Annotated in this window: 11 protein-coding genes and 5 tRNA genes; 11 read left to right on the top strand and 5 right to left on the bottom strand. The window is 34.4% G+C overall.

Annotated features, from left to right (window positions below; all coding sequences use genetic code 11):
• Positions 1-130: 130 nt before the first annotated feature.
• Positions 131-1135, bottom strand: a complete 1005-nt coding sequence (locus A9G08_RS02625) for a substrate-binding domain-containing protein (protein WP_065562192.1) — start codon at positions 1133-1135, stop codon at positions 131-133.
• Between the two features lie 330 nt (positions 1136-1465).
• Positions 1466-3583 (bottom strand): alpha-galactosidase, encoded by a 2118-nt coding sequence (locus A9G08_RS02620; RefSeq protein WP_065562191.1) that lies wholly within the window; start codon positions 3581-3583, stop codon positions 1466-1468.
• A 226-nt stretch (positions 3584-3809) separates the two neighbouring features.
• On the opposite strand from A9G08_RS02620, the gene A9G08_RS02615 reads away from it, so the two are divergent.
• The 7 genes from A9G08_RS02615 (at position 3810) to A9G08_RS02585 (ending at position 6179) form a co-directional block, all read left to right on the top strand.
• The gene (locus A9G08_RS02615; protein WP_065562190.1) at positions 3810-4418 is read left to right on the top strand and encodes a TIGR04211 family SH3 domain-containing protein; all 609 of its coding nucleotides are present in this window, start codon (positions 3810-3812) and stop codon (positions 4416-4418) included.
• Positions 4419-5510 (top strand): hypothetical protein, encoded by a 1092-nt coding sequence (locus A9G08_RS02610; protein ID WP_065562189.1) that lies wholly within the window; start codon positions 4419-4421, stop codon positions 5508-5510.
• Positions 5511-5627: 117 nt separating this feature from the next.
• Positions 5628-5704 (top strand) — tRNA-Met (locus A9G08_RS02605).
• A gap of 37 nt (positions 5705-5741) precedes the next feature.
• Positions 5742-5826: transfer RNA gene (locus A9G08_RS02600), tRNA-Leu, on the top strand.
• Between the two features lie 25 nt (positions 5827-5851).
• Positions 5852-5926: transfer RNA gene (locus A9G08_RS02595), tRNA-Gln, on the top strand.
• 71 nt (positions 5927-5997) lie between these two features.
• Positions 5998-6082, top strand: a tRNA-Leu gene (locus A9G08_RS02590).
• Between the two features lie 22 nt (positions 6083-6104).
• Positions 6105-6179: transfer RNA gene (locus A9G08_RS02585), tRNA-Gln, on the top strand.
• Positions 6180-6294: 115 nt separating this feature from the next.
• Here A9G08_RS02585 and A9G08_RS02580 read toward each other — a convergent pair.
• The 3 genes from A9G08_RS02580 to A9G08_RS02570 all read right to left on the bottom strand — a co-directional run bounded on the left by A9G08_RS02580 (position 6295) and on the right by A9G08_RS02570 (position 9738).
• On the bottom strand, positions 6295-7704 hold the full coding sequence (locus A9G08_RS02580) for a hypothetical protein (protein WP_141673907.1): 1410 nt from the start codon (positions 7702-7704) through the stop codon (positions 6295-6297).
• Positions 7705-7994: 290 nt separating this feature from the next.
• Entirely contained in the window at positions 7995-8795 is an 801-nt protein-coding gene (locus tag A9G08_RS02575; protein ID WP_065562187.1) for a YdgH/BhsA/McbA-like domain containing protein, read from the bottom strand.
• Between the two features lie 316 nt (positions 8796-9111).
• A complete protein-coding gene (locus tag A9G08_RS02570) occupies positions 9112-9738 on the bottom strand; it encodes an NUDIX hydrolase (RefSeq protein ID WP_065562186.1) in 627 nt (208 codons plus the stop codon).
• A 107-nt stretch (positions 9739-9845) separates the two neighbouring features.
• On the opposite strand from A9G08_RS02570, the gene A9G08_RS02565 reads away from it, so the two are divergent.
• The 4 genes from A9G08_RS02565 (at position 9846) to A9G08_RS02550 (ending at position 14691) form a co-directional block, all read left to right on the top strand.
• Complete coding sequence (locus A9G08_RS02565; protein WP_065562185.1) at positions 9846-12317, top strand: class I adenylate cyclase; 2472 nt, start codon at positions 9846-9848, stop codon at positions 12315-12317.
• Positions 12318-12517: 200 nt separating this feature from the next.
• Positions 12518-13090, top strand: a complete 573-nt coding sequence (gene rpoE, locus A9G08_RS02560; protein WP_065562184.1) for an RNA polymerase sigma factor RpoE — start codon at positions 12518-12520, stop codon at positions 13088-13090.
• 47 nt (positions 13091-13137) lie between these two features.
• Complete coding sequence (locus tag A9G08_RS02555; RefSeq protein ID WP_065562183.1) at positions 13138-13695, top strand: RseA family anti-sigma factor; 558 nt, start codon at positions 13138-13140, stop codon at positions 13693-13695.
• Positions 13696-13794: 99 nt separating this feature from the next.
• The gene (locus tag A9G08_RS02550; RefSeq protein WP_065734314.1) at positions 13795-14691 is read left to right on the top strand and encodes a MucB/RseB C-terminal domain-containing protein; all 897 of its coding nucleotides are present in this window, start codon (positions 13795-13797) and stop codon (positions 14689-14691) included.
• Positions 14692-14817 lie beyond the last annotated feature (126 nt).

The raw sequence follows: 14817 nt of genomic DNA, 5'->3' as shown, positions 1-14817 counted from the left end.
CAGTGATCAAGTTAACATTTGTGTAATCGAATACATTTTTATTTGATTGATTTTATTTTTATATTTTTAATTTTTTATGTATGCGATTACATTGGTAGGTATACTTTGATTAATTTATATTTTGTATCAATTATTCAATTGGATAGACTGAATACCGTTTAGAGAGGGTGGGCGTATATATATTAATTAAATTTGCTGAAGGTGCTTCGCCTTTTGCCAAGCATAATGCCAGTTCCGCAGCTTGTTCAGCCATTGTATGAAGTGGGTAACGGATGGTGGTTAATTTTGGATGTAAATAGCGCGCAAGTAGCAAATCATCAAATCCAATAATGGAAATTTCTGCTGGAATTTTTATGTCGTTATCATATAACACTGACATTGCACCAGCGGCCATTGAGTCGTTATAACAGGCAATTGCGGTAATTTCTCGATTACGTTCCAATAGTGACATCATTGCTTGTTCTCCTCCTTCTTCATTAGGTGAGGAGAAGGCAATAAAGTTTTCATTAACATCAATATTGTGTTCAATTAATGCATCTTTATAGCCTTGTAACCGATCGGACGAGTCAGAAATTTCATGGTTAGAGCATAAATATCCAATTTTAGTATGTCCATGCTGGATTAAATGTTTTACGGCTAGATATGAACCATAACGGTCATCTAGAGCAATACAACGCTTTTCAAAACCTTTCAATAGCCGATTGATTAATACCATCCCTGGCACTTGCTCCATTAATTTTATCAATCTGCTATCGGGTAACATTTTTGCATGAACAACTAGTGATGAGCAGCGATGCTCTATTAAGTGAGTTATTGCATTATATTCTTGTTGTTCATTATGGTAACCATTACCAATTAGCAAAAAATGTCCTGTTTTGGATGCAACTCTTTCTACCGTGCTAACCATAGCACCAAAAAATGGATCGGATACGTCAGCCACAACAATTCCAATAGTATTAGAGTTTTGTTGTGATAATGCACGAGCATTAGCATCAGGATAATAACTTAATTTTTCCATGGCTTTTTTTACGGTTTCGCGTGTGGTATCACTAACGTTTTCGGCGTTGTTAATCACTCGCGAGACTGTCGCAACAGAAACTTTAGCTAAATGTGCAACATCTTTTATTGTCGCCATAAAAAAAACCTTTTAAATTATTACCGTAACTTTTTTAAAGTTTATTATTAGTTTTGTGTTGGTATCAAGTTAAGTAGAACTGTTAATAACTAAGCCAAAAATGATTCATAATGAAGTTATGAAATATTACAGAATACGTTCTTACTTATCTTAAATAGTTGATACAGATATCTGCTCACTTTTATGACTTAATGTATGATAATAAAGCAAAATTTTGGCTTTGCCAACAAAGCATTGACGCCTGAATCGTTTCAGTTGTAATTTATTAATAAGGGGAATGATTAATTGACTAAATTCCCCTCAAATTAGTTAAATTTTAACCAGTTCGTACTATTTTGCCGTAACTTTTATTAACATTGCGGTAGCAGGATCGAGTACAGGTAATGGTAAGCCGATATTCATTAACCAATCTCCTGACAGTGTGGTATCGGTTGTCATCCATTTTGGAAATGATTTCATGGCGTGACTATTTACTTTCGGATCAATGTGATCAGGTAGATCTAGAATTTCGATTTTGTATTGCTTATCAGCTAATAATCCAACTAAGCGTAAGTTACCACTTAATGCATAAGTCGGTAATGCCAATTGCGCTATAATAAATGCTGCTTCTTTTTTATCCTGACTGACCACACCATAGCTTTGCATAGCTGCGCTATCATCAACATCTAAACGAACACTATTACCACTATGCAATAATGGGCGTAGCTGTTTATGTAAACGGATATAATGTGTAAAACCTTTTTGTTCTTCTGCCGATTCTTTCACGGGATCGAGCTCAACACCCATATGTCCAAATAATGCTGTTAAACCTCGTAAATTCATATCTAATTCACGATAGGTGGTGTGACAAGTTTTGCCGCCGATATGAGCACCCATTACCTCAGGTGGGAAGAAGTAGCTCATACCTCGTTGTATGATTTGTCTATCTAATGCATCATTCGAATCTGAGGCCCAAAAACGTTGAGTACGTTTTAACACTTCAAAATCTATACGACCACCACCAGAAGAACATGATTCAATTTCAACATTAGGATATTTTTCTTGCAGAATATCCATTAAACGATAAACCGCATTAGTTTGTCCAACTACAGCTGGGTGACCTTCGTGGCCTGCCTGAACAATTTCTCTATTCATATCCCATTTAATATAGTCAATATCATAACTACCGAGTAGCCAATTTAATCTTTCGAGTAGATAATCAAATACCGCTGGATTTTGTAAATCAAGTAAGTATTGATGACGGCCTTCAGGTTGATTGTAGCCAGGTAATTCAAGTAACCAATCAGGATGTGCTCGATAAAGATCAGAGTTTTTACTGATCATTTCTGGCTCAACCCAGATACCAAATTCCATTCCTTGTTTTTTTACATGTTTGATAACTGGTTCAAGTCCTTTTGGATATTTGCGTTTATCTAAATACCAATCGCCTAATGCTTGATAATCATCATCACGTTTGCCAAACCAACCATCATCAATGATAAAACGTTCAACACCCAGTTGTGCTGCTTTTGTCGCCATTTTCATGATGTAATCTGGGTTGTGATCGAAGAAGATTCCTTCCCAAGTATTAAGATGGACAGGACGAGGTTTATCGTTTGCGAAATGAATAATATTTTGGCGTAAAAATTGATGGAAATGCTGGCTCATCTTATTTAAGCCTTCATTACTATAGGTTGCATAAAGCCAAGGAGTACTTAAAGTTTCACCTTTAGCTAATGATATTTCTCCAGCAAGATAAAGCGCTTCGGCTTGGATGAAGCGCTTACCATTACTTTTCACTGCAACTTGGATACGATGATTACCACTCCAACCTAAATGGATACCCCAAACTTCACCAGTTTGTTCTTTAAATCCATCGGTACCAACTACCATACCCGGAAAGTATTCGTGTGAAGTACGACCACGGCGGTTTTCTTGCAGGTATCCACAATGTTCGATTTTTGTTCTGTGAGGGAAGAACTCCTTAATCCAACGACCACTAAATGCCATTAATTCTTGTGCACGTTCAGGAATTGGTAATGTTACAGATAAACGGTTGACTTGATATGGTTCTTTACCTAGATTAGTCAGACTATTTTGACATTGTAATACACCGGTTTCATCTAAAATCAGCTTACTAGTCAAACGAAGTTTTGCAATACTATCTTCACTAATTATAGTTATATCATTTTTTTTCTTGGTTACTTTTTTGGTAACAAAAACTGGTGACCAATCTTTACCATTTCGATGACCTTCTAGTCCTGGAGTGCTAAAGTTTCCTACTCCTTCCTCAGGACAAAGGGTGAACGGGACATCGATATCAATACGTGAATTGGGTACAGCAGGTATAAGCATATCGATATCATCAAGATTTACGTTTTGTAATCGTTTACCAAAATAGCATAGTTCAGCATAAGGTTGGGTGCGTAAGATAATATCTATATCGCGGGTTCTAAGATGGCAATTCATATTCTCTCCAAAGGTTAATCACTTTTCCGATATAGAATAATAATAATTTTCATTAATTAATATGATTAATTTTTAATTTTGTGATTAAGATCTCAATTAATGTAATCGTTTCCATTTTGTTTTTCTAAAATGGTTAATTAAGCAATTTTTATTGCAAATGGTTGTGCGAAAAGGCAGTATTTTGTGTTATTATGATTTTTAATCATGGGTGAAATTTTAAAATTTTATGAAAAATATTATTACTTTATTTTCTTTAATTACGCTGGTTTTTAGTGTTGAAGCAGCAGATAAATATGTGACTGAAAATGTTGATATTTATCTTCGCCGCGGTCCAGGTTCTCAATATGCCTATACGAATGCAGTTAAAGCAGGGGAAAAAGTTGCAGAACTAGAGAAAAGCGCTGACGGTAAATACACCCGGATACAACTTCCTAACGGTAGCTCGGCTTGGATTGAATCAAATAAACTAAAAGATCAACCTAGCCTTAAAGTACTTGTCCCAACGTTAGAGTCAAAACTTGCGGAATATAAAGATAAGGTTGATAACGCAGAGCAGTATAGACAAAATGCTATCAATGATTATTCCGAAAAATTAAAACAAGCCGAACAAACAATTGAAAGCCTACAAGCTAGAAATAAAGAATTAGAACAAATCAATAAATCACAAGACACTAAACTTGAATCAATGCTAAATCAAGTTGATGATAAGCGACGAGACCTTATTGTTACTTGGTTTACTTATGGTGGCTTAGTAGCTGGTGGTGGATTCCTATTAGGTTTAATTTTGCCAGCTATTATGCCGGGGCGCCGCAAAAAAGATCGCTGGATGCGCTAAATGAGCAAATTCTATCTTGTTGGCGGTTCTGTTCGAGATAGATTATTACATCTTCCTCTTGTTGATCGAGATTGGGTTGTAGTTGGTTCTACACCCGATGAGCTTTTAGCTCTAGGTTATCAACAAGTTGGTAAAGACTTCCCTGTCTTTTTACATCCCATAACTAAAGAAGAATATGCCTTAGCTCGAACCGAGCGAAAATCGGGTAAAGGCTATACTGGATTTATTTGTGACTTTAGTAAGGATATTACCTTAGAGCAAGATCTTATCCGCCGAGACCTGACTATTAATGCTATTGCCATGGATGAAGATGGTAATCTTGTCGATCCTTATCATGGTATTGATGATATCAAACTTAAATTATTGCGTCATGTTTCCCCTGCGTTTAGAGAAGATCCTTTACGAGTGTTACGAGTTGCTCGATTTGCTGCTCGTTATTATCATTTAGGTTTTAGAATCGCATCTGAAACTCAAAAGTTAATGGAAGAGATGGTTTTAGCTGGTGAAATAAATACTCTAACTCCAGAGCGTGTTTGGAAAGAGACCGAGAAGGCATTAGCAAGTTCCGATCCACAAGTTTATTTTCAAGTGTTAAAACAATGTGGTGCTTTGGCGATATTATTTCCATCATTAACTCTTTCTTATACTGTTGCAGATGCATTAAAGAAATCAACTTTATTAACCGATGATTTAACGGTTCGTTTTGCAGTATTATTTGGTGAATTAACAACTGAAGCAGAAAAACTTTGTTCACAAATTAAAGCACCAAATCAATATACAAATTTAGCGATAATGGTGCAGCAATACCGTCTTAAAGTTGAAAACGTGACACAATTAACAGCTGAACAAATTATTGATTTATTCAATCGAATAGATGTTTGGCGTAATCCTCATCATCTTAATCAATTAATTATTGCTAGCCAATCTTATGCTAAAACAGAATCATTTCCACAAGCAAAGTACCTAGAAAGGGCATATAAATTAGCTCATGGCGTCAATGTTCAAAATATTATTGCTGAAGGTTATAAAGGAAAGTTGATTCAAGATGAGTTACAAAAAAGGCGAATTGAAGCGTTATTAAACGGTATTTGATTGCATCTTAATCAATTGTCACTTTTTTTCAAAATATCTAAAAAAAAGGGTTGACGATTTGCCGTAACACAAGCATAATGCGCCTCGCAGTGTTGGTTATGACGTTGCGAATGAAATGGCTACGTAGCTCAGTTGGTTAGAGCACATCACTCATAATGATGGGGTCACAGGTTCGAATCCCGTCGTAGCCACCATTAAGATTAAGTTATACTTTAACCGAAAGTATATTATGCGGGTGTGGCGAAATTGGTAGACGCACCAGATTTAGGTTCTGGCGCCGCGAGGCGTGGGGGTTCAAGTCCCTTCACCCGCACCATTTAATCTTAATATCTATCCTTTATTGGGGTATAGCCAAGCGGTAAGGCAGCGGGTTTTGATCCCGCCACGCCCAGGTTCGAATCCTGGTACCCCAGCCATTCCAATCTGCAAATTTTGATATCTATTAGCTAATCTGTTTTGCTTTTTACATTCTTAGTTATTCCTTTTCACGGGTATGGCGGAATTGGTAGACGCGCTAGATTCAGATTCTAGTTCCGAAAGGTGTGCGAGTTCAAATCTCACTACCCGTACCAGATATCTTTTCTCCTTTATAATTGGGGTATAGCCAAGCGGTAAGGCAGCGGGTTTTGATCCCGCCATGCCCAGGTTCGAATCCTGGTACCCCAGCCATTAAGACCTAACTTAATACTTTAGTTTGCTGTCGAGAAATGAATTAATGTGCAGTCAAACTTAAAAGTAATAATCATCGCACTTTAATCTACAAGCGCAATGATTAGAACAATTATTATTTAAGTACACAGACGAAATTTAATTCATTATTTTTGGGTTGCCACTCAATCGCTCCTATAGTTGTACCAACAGTATATTGGTTGGTAGCATCTCGTTCATCAGATGTCCAATATAGATGACCTTTAGGAAAATGGTTACCTGGGTAGGTGTGGTGATAAAGTTTTCCTTCGTTTGTTACATTACCCCATTCTCCTAGAAGGCTATTACCAATCCTACGATAATAGTGATTAGTTGTAATAGCCAAACAGTTATCAGAATTATTATCTGACTTACATGGACCATTGGTTATAAGGTTTTGGTCGCTATTGGTCAAATCCTCAATAGTAGGAACAACATATTTACCATTGCAAACACTTGCGCTTTGGTTGTAATGGTAAACATCTTGGCTTGGCGATGTGAACCATTTCTTAATCGTAAACGTGTATATATCTTCGCCATCAGATTTTATGGTAAAGGTAGGATTTACATCCGTTGCTTCACCTGTCAATTTTACTTGAAGCCCTGTATTAATTAGATGACTATCTATATCACCAACGGTAATTTGGTTTATTTCTATATTCACGCCTTTTGAACTATTTGATGATGTTATCGTCGATAAATCAAATGGTGCTCCAGCTATAAACATAAGGAATCGGGCTTGATCAAATCCCGTTGTTGGAAACCCACCAGAACTTACTTTATTGACGAAACCAGAATCAATAACGTGTTGATTAGCATCCCCCCAAGTTAAATAGACCCAATCACCAGTATAATCCCGATTTTCGAAGAGGAATGAATGCACAATTGATGGACGATTGGCACAAACAGTTGGTTTGATTGCATTGTAAATCAAAAAATCTTTTTTAGCTTCGGGATAAACTTTATAATTTGGAACACCATATTGCGTTACTAAAGCAATAGAGCCTGAAATTCTAATATAAGGGCTCCAACCTAATCTTGCCAACTCACAAAAAGTTCTGTTTCTATCTGATTCAAGTAATAAATAGGATTTATTATCATAGCGATAGAACCAGTCTATTTTAAATCCCCCATCGGGTGGGGTTATTTGAGTTATACTGTCTCCATCATCATCAGCAACCAATTGACTGTCAACCGGATTAGACATGGAAAAAGGTATCATTGTACCATCAAGACCATAATTAGATTTTAACGATGTCAATAATTGATTTGGAGTGGTGGCATTGGGATCAACTTGAGGGAAATTGATATTTTTTAGTTGACGATTTAGGTCATCGATTCCTGTAAAAACCTGAGATTGGAATTTTATCCCAAAATATTGGAAGTTTTGTTGATCATACTCTCGGGAACCATTAACACCAACCGCATCAGGATCGATAAAATATGGGCGATTGCCATTAATAGATTGTGCTGTGACTGCTACCAGTGCAAAAGCTAAATTACTCATTAAAAATATCGAACTTGTTAATAAAACTATAAACCTTATTGAAAATTGAGAAAACTTTTTAAATTTAAATCCTTTCAATAACATCATGTTACCTTACCTTATTATTCTTAAATTTAATAGAAAGATACAATCATTACGTTTCAATTAAGTTGATACTTATTTCAATGTTAAAAATGTGGGAAAATTAATTTATTGATAAAGATATTTTTTATTACTGACATGCAAAAATTGAATAAAAACTATCCATGCGGGAAAAAGAGTTTTACGCATGGACAGCCTTGAAAAAATGATTATCTATATAAATTTACATAAACAGTTTGCGCTGTTTCAGCACGGTTATTAGATATTTCTTTTACATAGTAGAAGTGTGCATCGTTAGCGATAGCATATTTTTGTGCTGCTGCGCTAACTTCGCTGGTATTATTAAATGTTCCATGGAAAACGATTGTTTTATATGGCTTCATGATTTTGAATGCTTCGCTAGTAATTTCATAAGCATCTTGACCTGCGATTGCTTTAGAAATGATAAAGTCACGAACTGGCGCCTCTTTTTTGTATAATGCAACATCAACATCTTGTTCACGATTTTTTACATCATCAGCAATAATTGAGTAAACATAAAACGCATAGGCATCTTTTTCAGAAGCGATTTTACTCGCTGCATCTAAAATTTCAGAAGTGTTATTATAATCGCCTTTAAATTTTACGACTGCAAATGGTAAATAATAAAGGGCTTTTGAACGAGGATAAAGCACAACACCGTTGTGAGTAACTTCTTCTTTGCTTACCGCTATAGGTGCATTTGATTTATAAACATCGGCATAAACAATTGCACGATCAGTTGATGTGCCTGTAGAAGGTTGTTCAATACCAGTTATATGATAATATTTAGCACCAACTTCGTCCGCAGCTTTTGATATATCATCTGCTGCATTTTGTGCTTGTAAGTAGCTACCGGTTACAGAGACTTCTTTGAAGGGTATTAAATTATTACTTTCTTCTGCTGTTAATGGTAAAGCCGCATAAATATTGGCAATAGGTAGAGATAATAGTAAAGCTAATGCAATAGATGATTTATTATAACGTTTCATAATAATGTCCTTTGTATTTATGTTATAAAAATAAAAAAACAATCTGTAACGCTTATTCTATGAGGGTATTGCATGAGAGTATGAAAACGAAAAACGCTCTCGGGATCTATCTTTTACTAATTCTTTCAAACAGCTAGATAAAACAATGTGGAAATTGTGGAAAAGAAAAATAACCGTTAAATAGTATATATCAATTAGAATATTTGTGTAGGTATCACTTTAAATTTTTGTAAAGAATATATTTTTAAGCATTTTATGCTAAAGAAATATTACGATATTAAAAATAGTATTTTTGTAATAAATCATCATATTACAGCTAAGCATTTATATTTATGGTGCTAATAAAACAATTAATTATCTGTGCAGTTAATCCCCAAATGACATAATCACCATACTGATAAAAGTGTACATCATGTTGCGATTTCTTTTGCCAATTTGCTGTGCGATTTGGAACTAATTCAAAAGGGAAATTATCATCAGGTTTAAAGCCAACAAACATAGTTGCTTTTTTGGGGGAATGCTCAATAAACCATTCTAATGGAACCGTAAAAACCGACTCAACTTCATCATGATTAATTTGTAAATTATCCAATTTATCTACATGCTCAATTTTTGCAACAAAAGGATAAATTATCATGCCTAATGAGGCATAAAATTTAGGTAATTGTCCTAATAGGGTAATTTGATCAAGCGTAATACCCAACTCCTCGAAAGTTTCACGTTTGGCGGTATATTCAGGGCTGATATCCGATAACTCAACTCGTCCTCCAGGAAAACAAATATCCCCTGGTTGCCATTTAAGTTTTTTTGAACGTACCTGAAAAAGCAGGTGCAATTGGTTTTCAATAGTGATAATAGGGATTAACACGGCAGCTTTATTCATGAATTGAAATTGGTTTTTGGTATTTTTCAAAGATTGTGATATTTTTTCTAGGGTGATCATAATATTTATTTCATTTATTTGTAAATTTACATTCTTTTTACGCTATAATAGAAAATTATTGGAGAAATTGTTCGTCAATAGTACATCTGTTTCACCTGAATAATGCTATGCAATACGATATAAATAATATAAAAAAAGAACTTGATGATCTTGCAATACTAAAACACGAACGTGCTCAAAGTGGTATGTCTCTGGAATTTCAGCGTGTCTTTTCATTATTGCCAGTTCTTTTTCATTTTAACCATCCCAATCTGCCAGGTTATGCGGGCGAAGAGACTCCATTAGGTATTGCGTATTATCAACCATCCAATGAAATTGTTGAACAGTTAAAAAATGAGTTCAATTTCAGTGAGGTAAATAAAAAAAATCACGCCAATATTTCAGCATTATATTCAATGGGTAGCACATGTTCCATCGGGCAATCTACCTCATCAGATCTTGATATATGGATCTGTATCGAAAATAGTTTATCTGATGTTAAAAAGCAAGCATTAATAAAGAAGTGCAGATTAATAGAAACTTGGGCTAAAGATCTCGGCATTAAACTTACTTTATTTGTTGTTGACGTCGATCGGTTTATTAACCAACATCATGAATGTCTAATGGGTGAAAACTGTGGATCTGCACAGCACATATTACTACTCGAAGAATTTTACCGTTCAGCCAACCTTTTAGCAGGTAAACGTCTGTTATGGTTTGCGATTCCTTCTGATTTTACAGTCAATGACGTCACTTATCCAACCTATGAAAAATGTGTCCAGGCATTAGTTGTATCGAATATCATCAAACGCGAAGAATGGATTGATTTTGGACCTTTGACGGGTTTATCTGCTGAAGAGTACTTTGGTGCAAGTTTATGGCAACTGTATAAAAGTATCGATTCACCATTCAAAGCAGTATTAAAAACATTATTACTTGAAGCTTATTCTTCGATCTATCCAAAAAATAGGCCTATCGCGTTTGATATGCGGGAATTAATTCAAAAAGGAGAAATCCATTCCCATCACTATCTTGATTCATACTCGATGTTATTGGATAGGATCTCAAACTATTTAACAAAGATTAGAGATTTTCAACGACTGGAATTAGTTAGACATTGCTTTTATTTAAAAGTGAATGAAAAATTGTCACAAAAAGCAAATTCATCGTCATGGCGACGTGACATATTAAATGAATTTGTACAAAATTGGGGGTGGCAACAATCATTATTGGAAAAATTAGATGCTAGTAAAACTTGGAAAATAGAACAAGTTCGTGAAATACACGAAATATTACTACATACTATGATGACGGGTTATCGAAATTTGCTCAATTTTGGCCGTCGTAACAATTTAGATTCATTGATTAGCCCACAAGATCTAGCAATACTGACTCGCAAATTATATGCATCTTTTGAAGTTCTTCCTGGTAAAATCTCTACATTGAAATTGAATATTTCTGATAATTTACAGGAAGATGTTTTAACTTTTATCCATGTTAAAGAAGACCGGATTAACCGAGCTGGTTGGTATGTTTATAACCAAAAACCTAAACTCAATTCGATTGTTGGACATCAATATCTAGAATATAGTAAATACTTAGTCAAATTAGTTGGTTGGTGTTACTTTAATGGTTTGATTTCAGATTCAACTCAATTTTACTATTATGATGGTGATGACCGTGATAACAAAAAAATCACCAAACTGATTAAAGATCTGAAAAATTACTTTCCAATTGATGTTCCAACAGCAACAGAAGAACAATTATATGGTCCGTGTGAAATACGCCATTTAGCAATCATATTGAATTTAGAAAACGATCCAACGGTTAATTTAAAGTTAGAAGATGAAATCAGCACTAATGTTCTAAACTATGGTAAGCAAGAATTAAGTTTGGTTAGCTCAATTGATTTGCTTTATCGTAATTCATGGAATGAAATTCGGGTCTTGCATTTTAGTGGTACTTTGTGCGTGCTAGAAGCTATAAAAGCTTTACTCAATCGTATGCACAAAGATGCTGATTTACCCAATTCGGTCGAAATCTTTTGTTATAGTAACCAGCTAAGTAATGAAATTAAAAATCAAATGAAAAGGTTGATGTACAATTGTGTTGATTTGAGATTATCGACAACTAAAAATAATTCAACACAAGTTAAGCCATTGAGAATTGATGGGGCGTCTTGGTATCTATTCTTCGAACGGTTTGGCGTGTCATTCCATCAATTTGAAAGTGCTATTGATTTTTATGGTGCAGTATCAAACAACAAAGTTCAAGGTAGACCGCTAAATATTTTAGATGAAAGTAATGAATTACCTAAAGAGATAGATAGCGTCGCTTATGAAGGTATTATTCAATTCTTTTTTGAAGATACCGCAAATGGATTTGATTTATACATTTTAAACGAGCATAATCAGATCGAAATTTACCGTAATTGTAACGGTACCAAAGAGAACATGGTCAAGGATATTAATGATTTTTATGTATTATCTGATGACCGCTTTACGTTTACCACCAGTAGCTCTGTTAATTTTAATTTACCGCAATTTTACCAAATTACATACAACGATGCTGGTGAACGCGAAATCTTCTTACTAAATTAGTTTTGTTCAAAAAGTATATTAAAAAAGTTGAGGAACGTACTTTTTTAGTATGCAACATGATAAAAAATAAAAGAATTAGCAATGAAAATGAAATTTCTATTAAAATAATGGGAACTTTTTTTAAATTTACGAATCTAACTGTTAGAGTGCACAATTTTGGGCCACACTAATAGTGATAATATAATGAGGGATGGCCTTTAATGGGGGAGCAAATAACAGACCAAGTTTTAGTAGATCGCGTTTTAAACGGAGATAAAAATGCGTTTAATTTACTTGTGGTACGTTATCAAAATAAGCTAGCTCATTTGGTATCACGTTATGTTTTACCTTCTGAAATACCTGATGTTGTGCAAGAAACTTTTATTAAAGCTTATCGTTCATTAAGCTCTTTTAAAGGTGAAAGTATTTTTTATACTTGGTTGTATCGGATCGCGGTTAATACTGCAAAGAATTACTTAACTTCGCAAGGCAGGCGACCACCATCTTCGGATATTGATGCAAGTGAAGCGGAAAGTTACGAAGGTGCAGACTCATTAAGAGATGTCGATAACCCTGAAAGTTTAGTTCTTTCTAAAGAAGTTGAAAGAGTAGTATTTGAAGCAATTGAAGCATTACCTGATGATTTAAGAACCGCCATCACACTACGTGAAATTGATGGATTAAGTTATGAGGAAATAGCTGAAATTATGGGTACACCAGTCGGAACTGTGAGATCACGTATTTTTAGAGCACGTGATGCTATTGATGAAAAAATAAAACCATTAATTAGTTAGTGGTTTGAACAAATTAAAATAGGTAGCAAGAAATTAAGGTATCTACTATGCAAATAGAACAGAAGCAGCAACTTTCATTATTGATGGATGGTGAGTTTACAGACGATAACTTTGTTGATGTCGTTAGCCATGATGAAAGTTTGCAATCCTGCTGGCATCGCTATCATATCGCAAGAGAAGCAATGCGAGGAGAATTGCACGGTAGTTCATTAACATTAGATATTAGCAATCAAGTTGCTATGGCGATTGCGGATGATGATTTATACCCACAATTAACAGAGCAACCTTCTCAAGATGAGATTTCAATTCCTAAAGCTGAAAATCTATTTTGGGTGCGAATTAAAGATGTTGTGGCTAAAGTTAGCCAAGTTGGACTTGCTGCTTGTGTTACATTAGCAATTATTGCTGGTGTTCAATATCATCAAGGTCAATCGGACGATGCAAGTGGTGCTCCAACGCTTAATACTGTTCCTATGGGTGTTAATGTAGCACCTGTTGGTGGAATACAACATAATGACAAGCAATTACTTGAAAAAAGACAATACGATAAAATTAGATTGCTCGTTCAAGATTATGAATTACAAAAAAGGTTAAATGCCCGTTAAATAAAAATGAATTTTCTATTTTCTTTAATAAAAATAAAGCTAAAACAGAGTAATAATTTTATTATTACTCTGTTTTTTATATTGTTTTCTGCCTCAACCATGGCAACAGAAACAAATGAAGCGTTAAATTTATTAAATAAAATGAGTAAAGCGGTACAAATCAATGATTATCAAATTCATTTTGTATCACAAGATAGAGAACAATTTGGCTCAACTTTTGAATATAATCACTTAGGCGCAGCTAAAAAAGAAAATATTAATGCGCAATTGCTTTATCTTGAAGGTCCAGCAAAAGAGATTATCTTGCATAACAACACCACCAGTTATTTTCAACCTGATAGCCCTTCATTTTCGATTGCTAGTTCTCGCATAACAGAGGCATTTCCTGATGTAATTTATAATGACTTTAATTCATTAGCGAATATTTATGATTTTATTTTATTAGGTAAAACTAGAACGGCAAATCGTGGTGCTCAATTAGTTAAAATAATTGCAAAAGACAAAGATCGCTATAGCTATGTTATATGGATCGATGATGAGACTTTCTTACCATTACGAATAGACTTAATTGATGATGATAATGATATTGTTAATCAATTAAAAGTTGTTGATATCGATGTTGATTTCGATGTTAAAAAATTCAAAAATTATATTGATAATCGAACTTACCCAATTTTATTATCAATTGAAAAACAGAATAATTTACTTGATGCTTGGCGCTTAGCATGGTTGCCAAAAGGATTTAAAGAAATAGCAGCGTATAATGTCAATTTTTATAGTTCTGATATTGCAACTAAATTGTTTTCTGATGGCGTATTTTCTTTTACAGTGAATGTCTCTTTAGAGCAAGCAAGTCAACCTAATCAACTTATTCAGCAGGGCGGAAGAACAATATTCTCAACTAATCTGGGTAACAAAAATATTATTATTATTGGTAATTTACCTGAAGGGACAATTGAAAGAATTGCCCAAAATATTGTTGAGAAATCGCCGTAAACCTCTCGATAACACTATGCTTACTGACCATTAATGTGTAGAATGTTTGCTTCTATTTTCGTGATTATTTGACTTGTTATTTATAGCCAATAACACTAACGATAATTAACAGTACATAACTAAAAT

The sequence above is a fragment of the Gilliamella sp. wkB195 genome, assembly GCF_001690445.1.
Lineage (GTDB): Bacteria > Pseudomonadota > Gammaproteobacteria > Enterobacterales > Orbaceae > Gilliamella > Gilliamella apicola_E.
The sequence above is the reverse complement of the archived record's forward strand: the minus strand, read 5'-3'. Positions and strand labels throughout refer to the sequence as shown.

Excerpts from the sequence above, each read along its gene's own strand:
- A9G08_RS02625 (WP_065562192.1), bottom strand. The coding sequence starts at position 1,135 with ATGGCGACAATAAAAGATGTTGCACATTTAGCTAAAGTTTCTGTTGCG.
- rpoE (WP_065562184.1), top strand. The coding sequence starts at position 12,518 with ATGGGGGAGCAAATAACAGACCAAGTTTTAGTAGATCGCGTTTTAAAC.
- A9G08_RS02580 (WP_141673907.1), bottom strand. The coding sequence starts at position 7,704 with ATGAGTAATTTAGCTTTTGCACTGGTAGCAGTCACAGCACAATCTATT.
- A9G08_RS02610 (WP_065562189.1), top strand. The coding sequence starts at position 4,419 with ATGAGCAAATTCTATCTTGTTGGCGGTTCTGTTCGAGATAGATTATTA.
- A9G08_RS02570 (WP_065562186.1), bottom strand. The coding sequence starts at position 9,738 with ATGATCACCCTAGAAAAAATATCACAATCTTTGAAAAATACCAAAAAC.
- A9G08_RS02550 (WP_065734314.1), top strand. The coding sequence starts at position 13,795 with ATGGCAACAGAAACAAATGAAGCGTTAAATTTATTAAATAAAATGAGT.
- A9G08_RS02615 (WP_065562190.1), top strand. The coding sequence starts at position 3,810 with ATGAAAAATATTATTACTTTATTTTCTTTAATTACGCTGGTTTTTAGT.
- A9G08_RS02555 (WP_065562183.1), top strand. The coding sequence starts at position 13,138 with ATGCAAATAGAACAGAAGCAGCAACTTTCATTATTGATGGATGGTGAG.
- A9G08_RS02575 (WP_065562187.1), bottom strand. The coding sequence starts at position 8,795 with ATGAAACGTTATAATAAATCATCTATTGCATTAGCTTTACTATTATCT.
- A9G08_RS02620 (WP_065562191.1), bottom strand. The coding sequence starts at position 3,583 with ATGAATTGCCATCTTAGAACCCGCGATATAGATATTATCTTACGCACC.
- A9G08_RS02565 (WP_065562185.1), top strand. The coding sequence starts at position 9,846 with ATGCAATACGATATAAATAATATAAAAAAAGAACTTGATGATCTTGCA.